16 protein-coding genes, 1 tRNA gene and 5 pseudogenes are annotated in these 20,029 nt (G+C 35.5%); 12 read left to right on the top strand and 10 right to left on the bottom strand.

The window, feature by feature from the left end; translation table 11 throughout:
• The first annotated feature begins 143 nt into the window (after window positions 1-143).
• A tRNA-Asn gene (locus OPR52_RS06210) sits at window positions 144-215 on the top strand.
• A gap of 33 nt (window positions 216-248) precedes the next feature.
• On the top strand, window positions 249-1,769 hold the full coding sequence (gpmI, locus tag OPR52_RS06215; protein WP_265038036.1) for a 2,3-bisphosphoglycerate-independent phosphoglycerate mutase: 1,521 nt from the start codon (window positions 249-251) through the stop codon (window positions 1,767-1,769).
• 39 nt (window positions 1,770-1,808) lie between these two features.
• Here gpmI and fabD read toward each other — a convergent pair whose 3' ends face one another.
• On the bottom strand, window positions 1,809-2,789 hold the full coding sequence (gene fabD, locus OPR52_RS06220) for an ACP S-malonyltransferase (RefSeq protein WP_155969147.1): 981 nt from the start codon (window positions 2,787-2,789) through the stop codon (window positions 1,809-1,811).
• 128 nt (window positions 2,790-2,917) lie between these two features.
• On the opposite strand from fabD, the gene rpmE reads away from it, so the two are divergent.
• From rpmE to OPR52_RS06235, 3 genes are all read left to right on the top strand, one after another.
• Window positions 2,918-3,121: a 50S ribosomal protein L31 gene (rpmE, locus tag OPR52_RS06225; protein ID WP_007548602.1), complete on the top strand. Its 204-nt coding sequence runs from the start codon at window positions 2,918-2,920 to the stop codon at window positions 3,119-3,121.
• A 38-nt stretch (window positions 3,122-3,159) separates the two neighbouring features.
• Window positions 3,160-3,954, top strand: coding sequence for an NAD kinase (locus OPR52_RS06230; RefSeq protein WP_141457245.1), 795 nt, complete (start codon window positions 3,160-3,162; stop codon window positions 3,952-3,954).
• A gap of 83 nt (window positions 3,955-4,037) precedes the next feature.
• Window positions 4,038-5,405 carry a hypothetical protein gene (locus OPR52_RS06235; RefSeq protein WP_265038037.1) on the top strand — a complete coding sequence of 456 codons (1,368 nt, stop codon included), beginning with the start codon at window positions 4,038-4,040 and terminating at the stop codon, window positions 5,403-5,405.
• 197 nt (window positions 5,406-5,602) lie between these two features.
• On the opposite strand, the pseudogene OPR52_RS07920 reads toward OPR52_RS06235, so the two are convergent.
• Both OPR52_RS07920 and OPR52_RS06245 read right to left on the bottom strand, forming a co-directional pair.
• Window positions 5,603-6,697: pseudogene (locus tag OPR52_RS07920) on the bottom strand (IS3 family transposase).
• A gap of 71 nt (window positions 6,698-6,768) precedes the next feature.
• A pseudogene (locus tag OPR52_RS06245) lies at window positions 6,769-7,421 on the bottom strand (IS630 family transposase); the annotation flags it as partial.
• Between the two features lie 124 nt (window positions 7,422-7,545).
• Between OPR52_RS06245 and OPR52_RS06250 the strand changes: the two are divergent.
• Window positions 7,546-8,378: pseudogene (locus OPR52_RS06250) on the top strand (IS5 family transposase).
• On the opposite strand, the gene ltrA reads toward OPR52_RS06250, so the two are convergent.
• Both ltrA and OPR52_RS06260 read right to left on the bottom strand, forming a co-directional pair.
• Window positions 8,353-9,591, bottom strand: a complete 1,239-nt coding sequence (ltrA, locus tag OPR52_RS06255; protein ID WP_265038039.1) for a group II intron reverse transcriptase/maturase — start codon at window positions 9,589-9,591, stop codon at window positions 8,353-8,355. The pseudogene OPR52_RS06250 and the gene ltrA sit on opposite strands and share 26 nt — an antisense overlap.
• Complete coding sequence (locus tag OPR52_RS06260; RefSeq protein ID WP_264722787.1) at window positions 9,576-10,004, bottom strand: hypothetical protein; 429 nt, start codon at window positions 10,002-10,004, stop codon at window positions 9,576-9,578. Before OPR52_RS06260 ends, ltrA begins: the two co-directional genes overlap by 16 nt.
• An 83-nt stretch (window positions 10,005-10,087) precedes the next feature.
• Here OPR52_RS06260 and OPR52_RS07925 point away from each other — a divergent pair.
• Window positions 10,088-10,281, top strand: a pseudogene (locus OPR52_RS07925) (IS3 family transposase); the annotation flags it as partial.
• A gap of 164 nt (window positions 10,282-10,445) precedes the next feature.
• Window positions 10,446-11,954: a protein translocase subunit SecD gene (secD, locus tag OPR52_RS06265; protein WP_265038041.1), complete on the top strand. Its 1,509-nt coding sequence runs from the start codon at window positions 10,446-10,448 to the stop codon at window positions 11,952-11,954.
• Here the strand turns inward: secD and OPR52_RS06270 are convergent.
• On the bottom strand, window positions 11,951-12,736 hold the full coding sequence (locus OPR52_RS06270; RefSeq protein ID WP_006280349.1) for an enoyl-ACP reductase FabI: 786 nt from the start codon (window positions 12,734-12,736) through the stop codon (window positions 11,951-11,953). The genes secD and OPR52_RS06270 overlap by 4 nt on opposite strands.
• A 233-nt stretch (window positions 12,737-12,969) precedes the next feature.
• Here OPR52_RS06270 and OPR52_RS06275 point away from each other — a divergent pair, with 233 nt between their 5' ends.
• The 4 genes from OPR52_RS06275 (at window position 12,970) to OPR52_RS06290 (ending at window position 16,417) form a co-directional block, all read left to right on the top strand.
• Window positions 12,970-13,785 (top strand): hypothetical protein, encoded by an 816-nt coding sequence (locus tag OPR52_RS06275; protein WP_264374144.1) that lies wholly within the window; start codon window positions 12,970-12,972, stop codon window positions 13,783-13,785.
• Between the two features lie 62 nt (window positions 13,786-13,847).
• Window positions 13,848-15,020: a porin gene (locus OPR52_RS06280; RefSeq protein WP_265038043.1), complete on the top strand. Its 1,173-nt coding sequence runs from the start codon at window positions 13,848-13,850 to the stop codon at window positions 15,018-15,020.
• Between the two features lie 170 nt (window positions 15,021-15,190).
• Window positions 15,191-15,493: a transposase gene (locus OPR52_RS06285; protein WP_264722809.1), complete on the top strand. Its 303-nt coding sequence runs from the start codon at window positions 15,191-15,193 to the stop codon at window positions 15,491-15,493.
• Between the two features lie 64 nt (window positions 15,494-15,557).
• Window positions 15,558-16,417, top strand: a protein-coding gene (locus OPR52_RS06290; protein ID WP_265037751.1) for an IS630 family transposase whose coding sequence is annotated in 2 segments (ribosomal slippage) — window positions 15,558-15,882 and window positions 15,882-16,417 — 861 coding nt in all. Because the reading frame shifts where the segments join, the coding sequence is not laid out codon by codon here.
• A 33-nt stretch (window positions 16,418-16,450) separates the two neighbouring features.
• Here OPR52_RS06290 and OPR52_RS06295 read toward each other — a convergent pair.
• From OPR52_RS06295 to OPR52_RS06310, 4 genes and pseudogenes are all read right to left on the bottom strand, one after another.
• Window positions 16,451-17,494 (bottom strand): annotated as a pseudogene (locus tag OPR52_RS06295) (transposase); the annotation flags it as partial.
• A gap of 266 nt (window positions 17,495-17,760) precedes the next feature.
• Window positions 17,761-18,105 (bottom strand): DMT family transporter, encoded by a 345-nt coding sequence (locus tag OPR52_RS06300; protein WP_265038045.1) that lies wholly within the window; start codon window positions 18,103-18,105, stop codon window positions 17,761-17,763.
• 16 nt (window positions 18,106-18,121) lie between these two features.
• Window positions 18,122-18,421: a DMT family transporter gene (locus OPR52_RS06305; protein ID WP_265038047.1), complete on the bottom strand. Its 300-nt coding sequence runs from the start codon at window positions 18,419-18,421 to the stop codon at window positions 18,122-18,124.
• 114 nt (window positions 18,422-18,535) lie between these two features.
• Window positions 18,536-19,642 carry a D-alanyl-D-alanine carboxypeptidase family protein gene (locus tag OPR52_RS06310; RefSeq protein ID WP_264723253.1) on the bottom strand — a complete coding sequence of 369 codons (1,107 nt, stop codon included), beginning with the start codon at window positions 19,640-19,642 and terminating at the stop codon, window positions 18,536-18,538.
• Between the last annotated feature and the right edge of the window lie 387 nt (window positions 19,643-20,029).

Consider the following 20,029-nt stretch of genomic DNA (forward strand, 5'->3'; position numbering starts at 1 on the left):
AATAAATAGCTTCAGTTTCATGATAAGGGGGCTGGCGGAGTTTGTCAAGGAAGTTTTTTCGTTTCTGTGACCAGTTGGACTTAAAGTCTACACAAAAAACGTTTACAACCAACGTTCAACATGGTAAATTAAAAACGGTTTATTCCTCGGTAGCTCAGTGGTAGAGCAGTTGGCTGTTAACCAATTGGTCGCTGGTTCGAATCCGGCCCGGGGAGCGTTTCTCTGTGAAATTCTAGTGTTGATTTTATATGAACATTAAATCAGTGGTTTTATGTATACTAGATGGCTGGGGAAATGGAATAGAGAATAATAAATACAACGCTATCAGCAACGCAAATCCACCCTGTTGGCAATATATTAGCTCTAATTATCCAAAATGCAGTTTATCCGCCTGTGGAGCTGATGTGGGGTTACCTGGTGGTCAAATAGGTAATTCAGAAGTTGGCCATATGAATATTGGCAGTGGTAGAGTAGTAATGCAAAGCCTTCAGCGCATTAATCAAGAGATTGGAACAATAGAAAACAATGCAAATCTACAAAGTTTTATTAGTAATCTAAAAAGTAAGAACGGAGTATGCCATATAATGGGATTAGTGTCAGATGGCGGTGTTCATTCGCATCAAAAGCATATTTCAACTTTAGCAAATAAAATATCACAGCATGGAATAAAAGTGGTGATACATGCATTTTTAGATGGCAGAGACACATTGCCAAATTCAGGAAAAAAATGCATTCAAGAATTTACAAAGAGTATAAAGGGAAATGACACAAGCATTGCTACTGTTTCTGGGCGTTACTATGCTATGGACCGTGACAACAGGTGGAAGAGAACAATCGAAGCTTATGAGGCTATCGCATTTGCAAAGGCACCTTGTCATGATAATGCAGTATCGTTGATTGAGAATAACTATCAAAATAACATAACTGATGAGTTTATCAGGCCCGCAGTAATAGGTGATTATCAAGGTATAAAACCAGAAGATGGAGTGCTGTTGGCTAACTTTCGTGCTGATCGAATGATACAATTAGCAAGTATTTTGCTTGGCAAAACAGATTACGCTAAGGTAGCAAAATTCTCTTCAATTTTAAGTATGATGAAGTATAAAGAAGATCTCAAAATTCCTTATATTTTTCCTCCTACTTCTTTCGCTGATACTCTAGGACAAACAATAGAAGACAATAAATTACGACAATTACGTATCGCCGAAACCGAGAAATACGCTCATGTGACTTTCTTTTTCAATTGTGGAAAAGAAGAACCTTTCTCTGGTGAAGAAAGAATACTCATTCCCTCACCAAAAGTTCAAACTTACGATTTGCAGCCCGAAATGTCAGCCTTCGAGCTCACAGAAAAGCTTGTAGAAAAAATTCACTCCCAAGAATTCGCACTGATAGTTGTAAATTACGCTAATCCTGATATGGTAGGGCATACAGGTAATATAAAAGCAGCCGAGAAAGCTGTGCTAGCTGTAGATGATTGTCTTGCGAAAGTGCTGAATGCTGTTAAAAAGTCAAGCAACACCGCATTAATTGTTACTGCAGACCATGGTAACGTGGAATGTATGTTCGATGAAGAAAATAATACACCTCATACAGCACACACTCTAAATAAAGTGCCATTTATTGTGTCTTGCGATAATCTAAAACTAAGAGACGGAAGGTTATCTGACATTGCCCCTACTATTTTACAGCTACTTGGAATTAAAAAACCAAACGAAATGACAGGCAGTTCGTTGATTTCTTGCATTACCCTCTGTCATTCCAGCTAGGCAGCGTTATGCACCGGAATGACATCAAATAGATGTGTTTTAACTTAATCCAACTTTTAAATTTTTCGCTGTTAGTACTAATGATTCATTAAAGAAGCTGTCAATATCACCAATACTATCTATATTTTTTGTACTGATAGATTGGTCAATTCTTTTGACCAAATTAGATAAAACTTTATTAGGGCCAATTTCAACAAATTTGTTAATGCCACGGCTTGACATATACAAAACCATTTCTCTCCATTTCACTCTGCTTACAACTTGCTTGGCGAGTAAAGTTTTTATAACTTTGGGATCACTCTCCTCTTTAGCTGTAACATTTGATATCAAAGGAACTATAGGACGGGTTATTTTAATACCCTTCAAAAACTCCAAAACTTTTTCATCAGCAGGTTTCATAAGAGATGAATGAAAAGGCCCACTAACCTGTAATTTAATTAGTTTCCTCACACTCGAGTTTTTGAATAAATCGGGTAACATTTCAAGAGCTTCTCTAGTGCCACTTATAACCACTTGTCCGCCACCGTTATCGTTTGCAATTTCACAAATTCCGTCAATTTGAACTGATTTCAATATATCTTCCACTTCATTTATCTCTGCTCCAAGCAACGCAACCATTCCGCCTTTACATTTCAGTGAAGCTTCATGCATTGCTTCGCTGCGAACTTTCAGCAGCTTGATTGCAGACTCAAGCGTTAACGCTCCTGCAGCACACAGCGCTGTATATTCGCCAACTGAATGCCCACAAACATATTTAACATTGTGATCAGTGAAAAGAGATTTGCCAAACACATGCTCCATAACACGTAGCATTGCAATTGATACTGCCATTATAGCTGGCTGAGCGTTTTCTGTAATGGTTAATTCTTCAATAGGACCGTTGAAGATTAAATGAGACAGCTTTCTATCCAATATGCTATCTACTTCATTAAATACTTGTCTTGCAACGGAAAACTCACTATATAAGCTCTTTCCCATTCCTACAAACTGAGAGCCCTGACCAGGGAAAGCGAAAATCATGATAATTATTACTTATTCCTTATTAAGTATAAGATTTTATTTATTTTTTGTCAATATTTTAGAATAATGATTGACTTAGTGAATTAAGTTCACTAGAATGTTAACTGACTAAAAGTTTATAAACAACAATGAATTATCATAAAATTATTATAGTTATGACAGACGGTCAAGAGTTTGAAACTCGTTCCACTTATGGAAAGGAGGGAGATAGGGTAAAACTTGATAGAGATCCTCTTACTCACCCTGCATGGACTGGAAGTTTGACAAGCGGGTTAGCAAGTAAAACTAGCAAATTAGCTAAGTTTAACGATAAATATGGAAGCATTTTCTAATTTTCCTCCTCTTTAAGTTTTAGAGAGTTTACTGAAGCATGCATAAATACAAAAATATAGGCTATGTTGCTTCTCCATCACCAAAATCGCAGGAAGTATCTAAACTATTAAAGAAACTTAATTTTATCAATATAACAGAAGAAAATAAGTCCGAAATCGATCTATTGATAGTTGTTGGCGGTGATGGCTTTATGCTGCGTACCTTGCATAATTACGTTATAGAAAATAAAAACATGCATGTGTATGGGGTAAATACCGGCAATGTTGGGTTTTTGATGAATAAATGCTTTAGCCGCAGTGAAGATTTAATTGATCATATAGAACATGCAACTTCAACTCAGTTAACTTTGCTAAAAATGGAAGCAACAGACACAAGTGGCAAGAGGTATCACTACATAGCGGTAAACGAGGTATATGTTTTTAGAAAAGCAAACCAAATAGTAGAAATGAATATCACTATTAATGATAAGCTAAAAGTAGAAAAATTTAGAGGGGACGGAGTAATATTATCTACTCCCACAGGTAGCACTGCATATAACTTCTCTGCCGGTGGCCCAATCTTGCCGCTAAATTCAAATTTACTTGCATTAACCTCTATCAATAGCTATTACCCAAGGCATTGGAATGGAGCGTTAATATCAAACGATACAATCGTACAAATTGACATTAACGACACAAAAAACCGTCCAGCACTTGTAGTATCAGATTACAAAGAATTTCATGATATATCACAGATAAAAATACAAAAAGACCATGAGAACACAATCACTTTGCTTTTTGACAAAGATTACCCTCTGAATGAAAGAATCTTTGATAGACAATTTCTATACTAATAATTATCCGTAAATTGGTATTTACTATATCTTAATAACTATAGCGTAATCAATGCAGCATAGTAATTAATTTTGGAGTGAATATGCCTGGACCAGTAAATGAAGAACAAACAGTAACATTAATTTCTTCCACATCAATAAGTGAAGATGGCGAGATAACACCAGGAATTTTACCAATACCAGCACTTAGGACAAGTACTCCGAAAAAAAATGATGAAAATACAGCTTTAGAAGCTTTGTTAGAGGAAGAATTTAAAGAGAAAAAAAACAGCAATGCTAATTCAAGAGATCCGTTAACTCTTGAGACTCAAGTATCACCTCCTTCCCTAGAAGAAACAAAAGGTGAAGAAACTCATGTTGACGTGCCACAAAATCCCACTCTAAGCAGATCACCTTCTCAAGAGACAGTATTTAGTCCACCTTGGAATAGTGAAATATTAGAAGATTTACAAAGAACTAACAGCTCAAGTATACCTCCAACTGGCTCACTACCATCATACACAAGCGCAGCAGATGGCTCTAAAAAGTCTTTGCTTACAAATAGTAAATTTAACATAAATGACGATGCAATTTTAAAAAATAAAAAAACAAACAGATTCTTGCCAAGAGCAAAGTATGCCATGCAGCAGAAGGGTTTTATAATTTTTGGTGCAAGTGCTATTATACTCAGTATATCTGCAGCTTTATTATATTTACAAGATAAAGCAAAATTTATTGCATTTTTTACAAACAGCCCAAAATATATCACTATACCAGTTATCGCACTTGCTGCATTGCTTGCAATTGGTCCAATATTTTTTGCAACAAGGCAATTTATAGATACTGAAGAACATTCCATTCAAAAAAAAGATGCGGATAAAATTTTAGCTGAGGTGTTGGAGCACCAGCCAAAAGATAAAGCTATAAAATTTGTAAGACTGGAATATAGCAATGGCACTCATTCAAATTTTGTACTTAATGCTTGGGAAGCTAAACAAGGCTTCACTAACATTGACGAAAAAGTAATTACTAGAACTAATAAAATAAAATCAGTAATTAACGACAGACCAATATTTACTGCATTATTTACTGGTGTAGTTGCTGCAAATATAGCGTTTCCTCTAGGGCTACTTGCAACACATGGTGTTAATGGTGTACAAAAATTTTACCAAAACCCTTTGACTAATAACATAGGATTATCATTACTTATAGGTTCTGGTATACTTGCATTACTCATTGTGGGTTTTGGCATACATTATTATAGAAAAACAAATTGCACTAATCTTATATATTCGCAGGAAAAGATTGACCCTGAAAGCGTTAACAAGAAATTCATTGAAGAAATAAAACACGAAAGAACAAATGTTCTTGGGGAAAACCACGGTAAAGACGCTAAACGCAGCAGCTTAACGCTTGAGCAAGTTGTGGTTCAATCTCATAATTGTAAGGATGTTGTTTATAGTGTCGGTTAATAAAATGCATGATATAGCTAGTGCAGCCCTACGTCATACCGCTGCAGACCGTCATACCGCGATTCATTCGCGGTATCTCTAGATCCCGCTAACACGTAGCGGGATGACGATTGTCAGGGTAGCACCTCCCTCCCCTGTCATCCAAGTAGCTGACTGACCTTACCCAGAAAAAGTGGAGAGAAAGTTTGGAATGTTTTTCACAAAGAGAATGATGAATCAAAATGCTCAGGAATGCAATAGTTAATAGTGACGTTGTTTGTTATAAAAAATTTCTATATATTCAAATATAGCAGTTTTGATATGCTGTTTAGAGTGCCGAGAGGTGTCTATTGGTAACTCCCTTTTTAGAGAACTGAAGAAGCTTTCCACAACAGAATTGTCGTAACAACAACCTTTATAACTCATCTATGTTTTTTATGGATAAGAGATATTGATAACCTTGCGAAGTATATTGTGAACCTTGATCACTATGTAATAGTAGATTTTTGGCAGGTTTACGCTTGTTAACGGCCATTAATAAAGAGTCCATAACCAATTGTTTATTTATTGAACTGCTCATTAACTACCATGCGTGAATATAGATCGATTATTGTTGCCAAATATAGCCATCCTTCTTTGGTTTTTATATAAGTAATCCCATACTTTATTTGGTTGATCGACAATAAAGTTTTGGTCTAATATATTGGGAGCTACTGTCCGTTTGTTGTTTCTTAATTTTAAATTTTCTTCTCAATATAGCCTGAATACCATTTTTCTGCATAATACTTTGCACTGTTTTTAAGTTGCAACTTTTACCCAAAGCCTTTAATTCAGCATGAATTTTAGGAGCTCCATATCTACATTTAGAAGCTTGATATATTTTTTGAATATCTGCTAATAACTCTTTATTTGCTGATTCTCTACTGCTTATTTTCCTTGTAGTCCACTTATAGTAGCCACTAGCAGAAAACCCTACATAATTCCTGCACTTTATAGTGTTTACTATGCTCTTTTATGAAAAAATATTTTACTCTTTTTGACTGGCCAGGGCTTTTTTTTAAATGTCTCTTTCCCTTGTTACTCTTGCTTTGTAAATCAAACCTCTCTTTGTCGTAAGGAGCCATGTTACCTCTACCTGGAAATGCATTTGCCGCTGACTTTTTTTCGTTATATTTCTTCATCCATTTTCCTAATACACTATCCCTTATTCCTAGATCTCTTGCTACTTTTGCAACTGGTTGACCTACCTTTCTTTGTTCATTTGCCAGCTTAACAGCTTCCAATTTGAATTCTGCCGTATATTCTCTTACCATTTCTAATCCTCCAAAATTTTATTTTACCCGAAAAACTCCTTTCTTTCTCTCCACTTTTTCTGGGTAAGGTCAGTCTGTCCAGGTTCCAAGATCGGTGTTAAAAATTGCTCAAACCATCCATTAAAAACATCCATATTACAGTGGCCTTCAAAGGTTAACGGAACAACTATCTTTCTTCCACTTAAGGCTGCAACCATACTGATTCGTTGAGTTTTCTTTCCAGATTTTAAGGCATAAAACCGCTGTCCTTTCTGGCAATATCCGTAGGGGTAGTCTTCGGTGTTATCAATGCCAGACTCATCTATATACACTAAGTTTTTAGGTTCTTTTGTCGCTATAATTTTCAAAAATTCAGCACGTTTTTCTTCGTTTCTTTCCTTGTATCCATATGTCTTTTTTTGCGCGTAAATTCAATTTTTTTAAGGGCTCGATAGATCGTTTGGATACTAACGTTGTTCCAAAGTTTAGCCATTTCCGATAGAGTCTTTCCTCCGTGTTCTCTGGCAAATTTGGCAAAGGTATCCCAGTCGGTAATTTTGTGATTGTAACCCCCATTTCCAAGTTTTTTTGATTGAAAGTCTCCTGTTTCTTTTCTTCTTTGCTGCCACTCCCATAAAGTAGTTCGTCCAATCTTAAATCTTGCTGCCACTGTTTCTCTGCTTTCTCCTTCGTCTAGCGCTTCCATTGCTTTTTTTCTTAAATCATAACTATATGCTGCTGGCATTCAACCTCCTTATCATCATCTACCCTTATCCTATCACATCCGGACTTTTATAGAAAGAGCTCTAAGAGGTTGTCCGGAAACAAGTAAAAGGCTATAATATCTGAAATTTTAGTACGGGGTAAAGATGAGAAAAAAGTATCCGACAGATCTAAGCGAAAGGGAATGGGCAAGAATAGAAAAACACTTCAGAGTATCATACAAGAAAGGAGGAAGGCCGCCAAAGTATAGCAAAAGAGAAATATTAGAAGCAATTTTCTATGTATTGCGTACAGGGTGTCAATGGCGGTATTTACCAAATGATTTTCCGCTATGGAAGACTGTGTATGAGCAGTTCAGGCAATGGAAGAAGCAGGGAATTTTTGAGAAAATGAATTATGAAATTACAAAATATAGTAGAAGAAAAATAGGAAGGAATGAGCAGCCGAGTGCCTGTATAGTAGATAGTCAATCTGTAAAGACTACAGAAAAGGGGGGATCAAAGGCTATGATGGAAGTAAAAAAGTAAAGGGTAGAAAAAGGCATATAATTACAGACACTCAGGGTTTTATACTAGGTTGTTACGTAGGCGCTGCTAACGAAAATGATAGAGATGGTATTAAAATAGCATTAAACAATATGAGAACAAAATATACTAAAGTTAAAAAAATGTGGGCTGACATGGGATACCAAGGAAGAAATTTAAAGAATCACATAAAGGAAGAATATGACATAGATATTGAAATTGTTAAAAGGCCTACATGTAGATTTTGGGTGCACAAAGATACGCCACCTGAGCTACTACCAACAAGAGAACAAGGGTTTAAAGTACAGCCAAGAAGATGGGTTGTAGAAAGGACTTTTGCTTGGGTTAATAGGAATAGAAGGCTATCGAAGGAGTATGATTTACTCACAACATCCACTGAGAATTTCATATACCTAGCTATGAGTAGGGTTATGTTAAAGAGGGAATATGCTTGAATTTACTAGTTTCCGGACAACCTCTAAATGCTAGCTTTCTTACTGATGTGTAAAATTGTTTCAAACACCAATAATTTCCGCTAATACCAAAGTAATTATAGTGTCCTGTTAATTTAGCCTTCAGTACTTGCCACCAATCTTTAAGTCGAATACTTCCGCGGACTATTTTCAACCACTCCTTGATTTCTTTTAGTTTTCTGGCTAGATTTAACTTAGAGGTTTTATGTCCCATCATTAATCTACCACGACGACTTTTTGCACCATAGTGCGTAAACCCCAGAAAATTGAAACTTTCCGTCCTTCGTTTCTCTCTTATCGCTCGTTGCCACTCCCTCTTGCCAAACTTTACTACTCTGGTCTTGTTTTCAGATACTTCCAACCCAAATTTATTTAGCCTTTGTTTCAGTAATTCCAGAAATTCTTCCGCGTCTACCTTACTTTCGCAACAAACCACAAAATCATCGCAAAACCTTATTTGTTGTATATATCCTCTGGATCTTGATTTAAATTTCTTTTCTATCCATAAATCCAACACATAATGTAAGTATATATTTGCTAATACAGGACTTACTATACCGCCTTGTGGTGTACCTTGTTTTGTTGCTTCATAATTTCCAGCTTCGACTATCCCTGCCTTGAGAAACCGCTTTACTAACCACAGCAAATTTGGGTCAGTTATTCGTTCCCTTAGACACCTCATTAGCCATTTATGCTGTATATTATCGTAGAACTTCTTGATATCCACTTCTACAATGTAGTTTATTGGCTTGTACTTAACTGCTTTATCTAGTGCATTTACCGCTTGATGACAGTTTCTTCCAGGTCGAAATCCATATGAGCTGTCCAGAAAGTTTGCCTCGTAAATATTTTCTAATATCTTCTTCAGCATAATCTGTACTAATTTATCCTCGGTCGATGGTATTCCGAGTCCGCGTTTCTCTTTACTTCCAGCTTTCGGTATATATACCCTCTTTACTGGTTGTGGTTGATATTGCTTCCTCTTCATACTTTCTACTAGCACTTCGAGTTTCTCATTCAGATTTTCTCCGTATGATTCCACTGTTATCTGGTCTACTCCACAAGCCTTGTTACGCTTCAGTTCTTTATAACATCTCGCAAGATTCTCTGTATTTATCAGATGGACTAACGATGTGAATTTTAGTCGCTTATCTTGCTTTGCTCTTACTGCTATCTGGTTTAGTTTATATCGCATGTTATTCCTACCTCCGTTGTATTGGCATAGCAATCCCTATTCCAGTTACTATATTGCTGATCGCTTCCCCTTGTACGTGGCTTTCCCACATTCTGAGTACTATCAATCAGTCCGACTTCCCCTGCATCTTCCGCTAGTTCTTGCCTTTGTTGACTTGTTCCAACGTACCTTAATAGGAATGCATGGGATCTCCCAAGTTCACTTGAAGTCCATTTCAATACATGGCACGGTCTCAGATCCCGATAGAGTGAGTGATAACTTGCCTTTACGTTATCCTTCATGCTGTCTTCCATGGCCATGAACATGTCGACCTCTATGTCTTCAGGTATTTCGGGACTCCACTCCTTCACTTCCGTTGTGCCCTGCATTGTCCATCCCACTAGCTCTATTACACTCGTTACCTCATGCAACATAGTGGTCTGTTCCAAACTTTTGGCTAGACTTTGTTTGTGTTGGATTTTCACCAACTGTTCTCCAAGCACTTCTTGGCGCACCACAGTATACCTCTCAAAATTACCAATTTCTATTGAATACAAAAAACATCATTTCCAGCATGAGCCATAAGGGCTGTTGTTACGATAACTCTGTTGCAGAAAAGTTCACTTAAAAGGGAGCTGCTTATTGATACTTCTCGCTCAACAAACCAGAACTGCCATATTTGAATACATAGAAATCTTTTATAACAAATAACGTAGACATTCTACTATTAACTATTGCATTCCTGCACAATTTATTCTCATGATAAAAACGTCTTAACTTTCTCTCTGCTTTTTCTGGGTAAGGTCAAATAGAGAATTTTACAAAAATCTATTTTTAACTTACAATCAATTATTACAATTTTAAACCTACAACTTATGTACAACAGACTTATAGTCAAATCTTTTTCAGTATTATGCATCTGTTTATTTGCTTTATACATAACACTGCCAAATTTCTTTGATAATAAGCTTTTTATTTCGAAAAAAAGAATAAACTTAGGCCTTGACCTGAAAGGAGGGGCATCTTTGCTTTTAAACATAGACTTAGACTTCTATTTTAAGGAAAAGCTAAGCATGCTAGCTAACGAAATAAAAGAGACATTGCTAACAAAAAATATTGAATCTAACGTACAAAATAGCGTTATAACTTTAAATAATATTGATGATTATAAAAAAGCATCTGTGTTGATTAATGCGATAAATCCAAATTTAGAGCTAAATAGAAAAGATTCTTCGATTCTCATTTCGTATAAACCCCATTATAAAAATTCTTTGATCAGTGAAGTAGCTGCAGAATCAATAAACAATGTCCAGCGCCGTTTGGACAAACTTGGCACAAAGGAAGTCAGCGTTCAAAAACAAGGGCAGAATAAAATATTAGTGCAGGTGCCTGGAGTAGAAGATACCAAGCAGATAAAATCTCTGCTTGGCAAAACTGCTAAGCTAGCTTTTCATTTGGCAAACACTAACATAGCCAAGGCGCAGGATATAGACCATGAAACCACTGTCATGCTCAAGGATTCTTTAGGTAATTCTTATCCAATATTCCGCAAAACTGAAATAGGTGGTGATTCGCTGGTTAACGCATCAGTTAGATTTGGTCACTTAGGTAAACCAACAGTGCATTTTAAATTTGACAGCATAGCGAGTAAAAGATTCGCAAAAATCACTAAAGAAAATGTGGGAAAACCTTTTGCAATTGTTCTGGATAACACAGTCTTAACAGTACCTACAATACGTGAGCCAATTTTAAATGGAGAGGGAGAAATTAGCGGTAATTTCACTGAAAAACAAGCAAGCGAACTTGCAATACTTTTAAAATCTGGAGCACTGCCAGCACCACTTAAAATAATTGAAGAAAAAAACATTGGCCCAAGTCTTGGAGAAGAATCAATAAAGGCAGGGGAAATGGCAGCAACAATCTCTATTATAGCCGTGGCTTTATTTATAATCATCACTTACGGCAAATTAGGTGTATTGGCCTCTGTTGCACTTTTTTCTAATGTAGTTCTTATATTATCAATTCTCACTCTGCTTGAAGCAACTCTAACTTTACCTGGAATTGCCGGTATTGCACTTACTGTTGGTATGGCGGTGGATGCAAATGTTTTAATATTTGAGCGAATTCGTGAGGAAATCAAATCTGGCAAGAGAGTGGAACGTGCTATTGAAGAAGGGTTTAAAAACGCTATAAAGACAATACTGGATTCAAATATCACTACATTAATTGCTGCAGGAATAATGTTCATTATTGGCAGTGGAGCAATAAGAGGCTTTTCTGTCACTCTATCAATAGGAATTTTATGTTCGATGTTTTCTGCAATCACAGTCACAAAACTCCTGATAGAGTTGTGTATGAACCCGAAGGAACTAGTGCTTTGTTAGTCAACTACCTTCATTCCCACAACGTTATATCCTGAATCAACGTGCAAAATTTCTCCAGTAGTGCCACTACTTAAGTCGCTTAATAAGTATAACGCTGCCTTGCCAACATCCTCTATTGTAACATTGCGTCTGAGCGGAGAATTATTTCTATTCCATTCTGATATGGAGTGAAAATCGCTTATTCCAGAAGATGCTAAAGTTCTGATTGGACCAGCGGAAATTGCATTTACTCTGATATTTTGTGGCCCGAGATCACATGCTATATATTTTACACTTGCTTCAAGTGCCGCTTTACATAAACCCATAACGTTATAATTTGGCATAACTTTTTCAGCGCCATAATAAGATAAAGTAAGTAAACTACCACCATTTGACATCATTTTTTCAGCCCTTTGCGCTAAAGCAGTAAAAGAATAGCACGATATATGCATTGCATTGAGGAAGTTATCCAGTGAAGTATTGACATATTTACCATCTAACTCATTTTTATCGGAGAATGCTATTGCATGCACCAAAAAGTCAAGAGTACCCCATTTTTTCTCTATTATTTCGAAAGCGTTATCTATGATTTTTTCATTTGAAACGTCGCAGTGTAATATTAGCTCCACATTTAGTTCATCTGCTATTGGTGATAGTTTTTCTTTTATTATTTCATTCTGGTAGGTGATTGCAAGTTCTGCTCCGTGCTCTGAGAGAGTTTTTGCTATACCGTATGCTATTGATCTCTTATTTATTATTCCGGTTATTAATCCCTTTTTGCCTTGTAATAGACTTGTCGTCATAGAACTATCTGTTTTTTTATAATTTGGAATATTAACTAGGTAAAGTCAAGATATCACTATGTTTTAAAATATTTTTTGCAGTAACTTGAAGTCTATAAACAGTAATCTTGATTCTTCTACAACAAAGCCATCCCGTATGACATTTTGTCTATACCTAATTAAGCATATCAATAAGTAAGTAAATCTTAATATAATCTTATTATACTTATAAATACGCTGTATAGAATGAAAGTATGGATGATTTCATAACTGCAAGAAGAAAAGATGATGCTGTGGTATCTGTTTGTCAGGATAATAAGAAAAAAAACGTGTTAATTTTAGGGCTCAATCAAGCCGCAAGGAATTTGTTAAAATACGAGGAAGGGAATTTACTTAATAAGCCGTTAATCAATATTTTAAGTGCAAGAGCAGCTGACGACATGAAGAATTATTTAGAGTATACCGAAAATGGGCACGATTTACTTGATATATTACCTAAAGTGATAGATTTTTCCTTAACTGATGCTAAAGGAGAAGATATCAGGACAAAAGTAAAAGTTTTCCGCACTGCACAATTTGCCAGTAATAAAATAAATTATGAGCTGTTAATACGTGATATCAGTTTGTCCCATAAATTAGGAATCTTTAGAGATGAATATCTAATGGGTAAAAAATATAAAAACCATGACTTATTCGATATACCGGGCAATGAGTCCACTATTCTAGAGTTATACGTTATATTGAATTTCGCCTTTCAACATCAAATTAATGCAGCTATAGGAATAATTGGCTTAAATAGTAGCTGTAGCGAGACAAATGATGCACTGAAAGTTGTCATAGAACATTTTTATAAAAATTGCCGTAGTGATGATTTTCTAGGGTATATTGATGAGAATAAAGTGCTTTTTGTTTTGATTAACTGCGATGTAAAAAGTACATCTAAAATAATTAATCGTATACATTCTGCCATTAATAAGCAGTTATTAATGCAAAAATTACCAAGTGTATCAATAATTTATGGGAATATAGCTCAAAAACAGGCAGCAAAATCTACCAGCGGTGCCTTCTGAAAAGTTGTTTTTTATTTATATTGAGTTTAAACTTAAATTTTTATAAAGATTTAAGTTTATTTATGAAGTTAAAGTACTACCTGGTAGCACTGCTTTCATCATTGTTTTTGCAGAATAGTGCTAGCTCTAAAACAATTTTGGATAAGGAAATATTTTATGCAGAACTAGACGGAAAAATAGATTTGAGATTCGGCTACGCCTTCAACAGAGATTCTTTCAATGCTAAGCCTAAGGATAAAACTTCAAGTTATTCATACTTGCGCTTTCTTTATTTACAGCAAGTTTATCCAAATACTCAAATGGGGGTTAATGTTAAGGCAGGGGTTTCTGGTATTGCAAACCTAAAAGCGTTAGACATAGAAAAGTTAGACATGGAGGAATGGTATTTTATCATAAAAAACCAGGAACTTGGATCAATTGAATATGGTAAAAGAAGTTTAGTTGGTCAGAGCATGTTAATTAACACTTCAAAAATTTATGCAGCTGCTGGAGGAGTAAATGGTCATTGGACAAACTATGCAAATTTGCACGGTGATCATAAAAAAGATGGTGACCCTGGATATGATCAAGACAAGGTGTTCTGGGTCAAGCCCAATATTTATAGCGATTATAATGAACTCGAACTAGGGTTAAAACAATCATCAATTAACTACATCTCCCCTGAAATCTATAACTTTCAACTCGGATTCAGTTATGTTCCAGGAAAAAATAACTTACAGTACAGCAATTTAATTGCTGCTGGCCTTTCCTATAAAAACAGCTTGTCAGATGATATAGGTTTTACTACTGCCTTAACTGGTGAATTTGCAAGAGAAAATTTAACTGATTGCTCAGATGGGACTTCTAAAAATTATGAATGCCGCAATCAATTACTACACTGGAATTTTGGTTTGAAGCTAAAATTGTTCGATCTTGATTGCATTTTTTCGTATGGTAATGGTGGTAAATCTGGTGAGAAGCGTAATCCTGAAATAAATAATACGTATTATATGAATGCAGGTATCGCTTACCATTCTGATTCTTACAAATCAAGCTTAACATATTTTAGTAGTGGTAGGGATATTGCAGGCGAAGGTACAAACGAGTTAACATCATATGCTTTAAGCCTTGAAAATTCTCTTTTTTTAGGTACTTCATACTATTTCGATATTGTAAAGTTTAGTACAAAAGAGCCTAAAATAGAAAATAACAACTCTGGTTATGTGTTCTTGGCTGGACTGAAATTAAGTTTTTAATATTGCCTCCTTCCAACACTCTTTTCTGTCATCCAAGGTAACCGTTCACAGATTTCCACTTAATTTTTCAATCTCGCTCATGGAGAGGCCAGTAAACTGACCTTACCCAGAAAAAGTGGAGAGAAAGAAAGGAGTTTTTTCGGGTAAAATAAAATTTTGGAGGATTAGAAATGGCAAGAGAATATACGGCAGAATTCAAATTGGAAGCTGTTAAGCTGGCAAATGAACAAAGAAAGGCAGGTCAAACAATTACAAAAATAGCAAAGGATTTAGGAATAAAGGGTGGTTTATTAGGAAAATGGATAAAGAAACACAACGAAAAAAAGTCGGCAGCAGATGCATTTCCAGGTAGAGGTAACATGGCTCCTTACGACAAAGAGAGGTTTGATTTACAAAACAAGAGTAACAAGGGAAAGAGACATTTTAAAAAAAGCCCTGGCCAGTCAAAAAGAGTAAAATATTTTTTTATATAGTATAGCTCTTTCCATAAAAGTCCGGATGTGATAGGATAAGGGTAGATGATGATAAGGAGGTTGAATGCCAGCAGCATATAGTTATGATTTAAGAAAAAAAGCAATGGAAGCGCTAGACGAAGGAGAAAGCAGAGAAACAGTGGCAGCAAGATTTAAGATTGGACGAACTACTTTATGGGAGTGGCAGCAAAGAAGAAAAGAAACAGGAGACTTTCAATCAAAAAAACTTGGAAATGGGGGTTACAATCACAAAATTACCGACTGGGATACCTTTGCCAAATTTGCCAGAGAACACGGAGGAAAGACTCTATCGGAAATGGCTAAACTTTGGAACAACGTTAGTATCCAAACGATCTATCGAGCCCTTAAAAAAATTGAATTTACGCGCAAAAAAAGACATATGGATACAAGGAAAGAAACGAAGAAAAACGTGCTGAATTTTTGAAAATTATAGCGACAAAAGAACCTAAAAACTTAGTGTATATAGATGAGTCTGGCATTGATAACACCGAAGACTACCCCTACGGATATTGCCAGAAAGGACAGCGGTTTTATGCCTTAAAATCTGGAAAGAAAACTCAACGAATCAGTATGGTTGCAGCCTTAAGTGGAAGAAAGATAGTTGTTCCGTTAACCTTTGAAGGCCACTGTAATATGGATGTTTTTAATGGATGGTTTGAGCAATTTTTGACACCGATCTTGGAACCTGGACAGACTGTCATTCTTGACAATGCTACTTTTCATAAGTCTGATAAGATTATCGAGCTTGCTAAAGGGGTTGGTGCAGAAATTTTGTATCTGCCGCCTTATTCTCCAGATTTCAACAAAATTGAGCATCATTGGTTTGCTATAAAAAACAGAGCCAGGAAAAACATTCCTCTATTCGAATCCTTTCGTCGTGCTGTTGATTCTGCCTTCCTATGACCTGTTCGGACTATTATGAGAAATGCTATACTTAAAAAGGGCTTGAAAGTTTTTTGGCGCAATAAGTACCTGATAGAGTTTCTGTCTCATTACACTAAATAAAACTGAAAAATTTAAACGATACTCAGTAATTTGATCTGGGTTCCAAGGCCCTTGTGCATCACATATATGAAGCGATAATATATTGCACATGACCAAGTTTGCCCAAAATTCTTGTAATACAGCCTCTCCAGAAAAATTCTCTAACTCTGCTCCTACTTTGAGTCGTTTCCTCTATGTGCCACCTTAACACATAAGCTTTGCTCCAAAGTCTCGGTCAAAAACTCTGTTTCTCAGTTGGCTAATGTCAGCACTATAACTCTTACTTTCTGTCCTTTCATTTTATTTTTTAGCTTTTCATTTTCTAATATAAAATCAAAATCTAATTCGCCAGCGTTCCCATAGCTTACTATAATTTCTTTTTTGCAAGCGAAAAATAAAATCTACTTCCAAATCATAATGCTGCTGAATGAATTTTACTGAAGACGATCATAGATAAATAATAATTTCTCTTGATTTAATAAACGCATTTGAGTGATAACTTCGGGTAATTGCTCTGCCGCCAACGTTTGTTCACCTATATTCCAAGCTGCAAGACGAGCACTGCAAATCAATGAAGTACACAAATCAACAAACAAATTGCCAATGGTGCCTGTTGTTCCATTTGGTTCAAACTCGGATACAATTTCCCCAGAGCTGGGTAATCTCATACCAGAACCATCTGCTGCAATAAGTCTATAGCCTCTCCAACTCAGGTTCATCCTGATAGGCTGTTTGGATGCTTAAATTCTTGAAAGCCTGTATGGCAAATCTTATACCTTGCTTTAGAAAAAGCTTGCTTTGAGGGTACATGTCAATGGCTCCATAAGTTCACATTCTATTCCCAAACTTTTTTTAACTAACTTTAAAATCATAGAAAATACTGTCGAAAAAGGAAGTTTTCTTGTTCGTGTAAAACTCAACACAATGGATTTTCTGAAAAGTTTTCGAGTATATTGCATTTTTAATTTGTAAGATAAGATCTTTTCCTTTTTGCATGCCTCACCTAAAAAAGACACATTTTAAACTTTTTTGTTGCAATAAAATAGAAACAAAAGTGCTGTCCCTTGCACTCTTTGGATAATTTAATGATAAAAAATTTGGAGAGAAATTTTATACACAATCTCTGACATTTTTCCTTAAGTTGACGCCATTGTGTGAACGGTTACGGTTTCCCGTCTTCACCATGCTATATAGAAAAAAGTCTGGATTCCAATTTGCATGACAATATGGAGTATCTGCTTCTTTCATCCCAGTGGGATCTTTTATTCCATTTTATTAACAGTTTGTTTTGCAGTATCAAACAATTTTAATCCTATAATCCCGAATGTAACTAAAATAAAGCATATTACTTCGAATAAATTAACTGGTTCATCAAATAGGTAAACTCCAAGTATCGAAGCTCCTATAGCGCCCACTCCAGTCCAAATTGCATAGCATACTCCGATAGGTATAGAACGTGTAGCAAGCGAAAGTAAATATGTACTAAGAGCCATGGAGAATATGCTAATTATTGATGGTACGAGATGAGTAAATCCATAACTATGCTTAAGTGTTATGACCCAGAACACTTCAATTAGTGACGATAAGAGTAAATATATCCAATTCATGCATAAATTTTTAGGTTTAAATAGAGAGCTTTAGCCCTATAGTTCCTATTACAATTAAAACGATACATAAAACTTGAGATAAATTAATATTCTCTGTGAAAGTGGTTGCACCAATTATAGTTATTCCAATTGTGCGTATTCCAGAGGAAACTGCATAGCATACTCTAATAGGTAGAAAGCATGCTGCAAGAGATAAAAAGTAAATGCTAATGATCATAATTACCAATGTTGCAATCGAAGGCACAACTTTAGTAAAACTGTTACTAAACTTTAGCGTTACAGCCCACAGTATCTCTAGAATACTAGACAGCAACAAATATAACCAGCACATTTTCGTAACATTTCAATCTTGTATTGTAACAGAAATTGTTAGTTAAAACTACACTAAAGTGCAATAGATCTCTCTTTCGGAATTGCTTTAATATCAAACTTAAAACAACATCCTAAAAAACTTTTCTACGAAATTCAATTCTTGTACGTCATTTGCTGCATAAAGTGGTGTAGTTTGTTGCTCAATACCTGGTATTTCTACAAAAACTTTGCCCACTTCTTGACCTTTTTTAATTGGTGCAGGTATCATATCTTTATATTCAATACGCACCTTAATTTGGTCATGCAATTTGCGGTTGTAAGTTATGGTAACATCGTTTGCAACTGTGACAGGCACTTTTCTATCTTTTCCATAGAGAACATTTACTTCCTCAACTACGCTGTCTTTAACGAATATTTTCTTAGTGTTAAAATGATTTAAGGAGTATTGTATCAATCTTTTTGCTTCTTCTATTCGCTCTTTCTCAGTGTTTAAACCATTTACGACAGCAAAAATTCTCCTATCATTTCGTTTTGCAGATGCTACAATGCCGTAACCACCAGCATTTGTATAACCGGTTTTTAAGCCATCAACCCCAATATCGTGAAAAAGTAGAAGATTTTTATTCTTTTGTACAATTTCATTATATGTCAAATATTGTTCGGAAAATAAATCATAATATTCAGGAAAATCGGTGAAAATCCTTTTTGCCAGCATTACCAAGTCTTTTGCGTTCATAAAATGATCTTCATCTGGCCACCCGCTTGAGTTGACAAAATGACTGTCATTCAGATTCAAATTTTGTGCAACTTCATTCATTTCAGCCACAAAATTCTCTTCTGATCCTGCAATGCCCTCGGCTAGTGTTATGCAGGCATCATTGCCTGAGACTATTGTAATTCCTTCAAGTAATTCCCTCACCGTAACGGATTGACCTTCTTTCAAAAACATAGAAGAGCCTCTCCTTTCCCACGCTTTTCTACTTACTCGAAATTTATCCTCCATGTGTATTATTCCAGCTTTTAGATAATCGAAGGCTATATATAAAGTCATTAGCTTGCTCATTGAAGATGGGGCCATTTTTTCATCGGAATTATGGTCAAAAATGAACGAGTCTGAAGCTAAATCTAAGACTATTGCTTGCTTTGCTTTGGTTCTAAACTGGTATGAGTATGAAGAAAAAGGAAGTATAAAAACTAATAGCAAAATTATCAATCTGCTTAACATATCTATAATTTTAAATTTATAGTGTACTAATTAATAGTATAATTTTACAGGGGCATTTCAATAGATCTCTTACATAAAAATTCCTTGACACCCTTCGCCAGCCCCCTTATCATGGTACTGGGGGTATTCATTTATCTTCAATCTGTGCAGATTAAACGACAACAGTATTACGTAATTGGCGTCTTATTTTTAATTTTTTGCACTATGAGCACCTTATGTCTTCACAACATTTCTAGGTTTTTACCTATATAAGCTGAAACGCGCTTATAAAGCGTTTAAGACAGTATAGAACGCCAATTTGCAGGATTAGAGAGTGACAACTAGCTAACACGGGATATCTTTTGTCTTTTTTTCTGCTTAGTAAATTTCTTAAATATTTATGACTAA

The sequence above is a fragment of the Wolbachia endosymbiont (group A) of Hylaeus communis genome (assembly GCF_947251915.1).
Lineage (GTDB): Bacteria > Pseudomonadota > Alphaproteobacteria > Rickettsiales > Anaplasmataceae > Wolbachia > Wolbachia pipientis.

Bases quoted from the DNA above. Each gene is read 5' to 3' on its own strand.
- gpmI (WP_265038036.1), top strand. From the start codon at position 249: ATGAACATTAAATCAGTGGTTTTATGTATACTAGATGGCTGGGGAAAT.
- fabD (WP_155969147.1), bottom strand. From the start codon at position 2,789: ATGATTTTCGCTTTCCCTGGTCAGGGCTCTCAGTTTGTAGGAATGGGA.
- rpmE (WP_007548602.1), top strand. From the start codon at position 2,918: ATGAATTATCATAAAATTATTATAGTTATGACAGACGGTCAAGAGTTT.
- OPR52_RS06230 (WP_141457245.1), top strand. From the start codon at position 3,160: ATGCATAAATACAAAAATATAGGCTATGTTGCTTCTCCATCACCAAAA.
- OPR52_RS06235 (WP_265038037.1), top strand. From the start codon at position 4,038: ATGCCTGGACCAGTAAATGAAGAACAAACAGTAACATTAATTTCTTCC.
- ltrA (WP_265038039.1), bottom strand. From the start codon at position 9,591: ATGCGATATAAACTAAACCAGATAGCAGTAAGAGCAAAGCAAGATAAG.
- OPR52_RS06260 (WP_264722787.1), bottom strand. From the start codon at position 10,004: ATGTTGCATGAGGTAACGAGTGTAATAGAGCTAGTGGGATGGACAATG.
- secD (WP_265038041.1), top strand. From the start codon at position 10,446: ATGTACAACAGACTTATAGTCAAATCTTTTTCAGTATTATGCATCTGT.
- OPR52_RS06270 (WP_006280349.1), bottom strand. From the start codon at position 12,736: ATGACGACAAGTCTATTACAAGGCAAAAAGGGATTAATAACCGGAATA.
- OPR52_RS06275 (WP_264374144.1), top strand. From the start codon at position 12,970: ATGGATGATTTCATAACTGCAAGAAGAAAAGATGATGCTGTGGTATCT.
- OPR52_RS06280 (WP_265038043.1), top strand. From the start codon at position 13,848: ATGAAGTTAAAGTACTACCTGGTAGCACTGCTTTCATCATTGTTTTTG.
- OPR52_RS06285 (WP_264722809.1), top strand. From the start codon at position 15,191: ATGGCAAGAGAATATACGGCAGAATTCAAATTGGAAGCTGTTAAGCTG.
- OPR52_RS06300 (WP_265038045.1), bottom strand. From the start codon at position 18,105: ATGAATTGGATATATTTACTCTTATCGTCACTAATTGAAGTGTTCTGG.
- OPR52_RS06310 (WP_264723253.1), bottom strand. From the start codon at position 19,642: ATGTTAAGCAGATTGATAATTTTGCTATTAGTTTTTATACTTCCTTTT.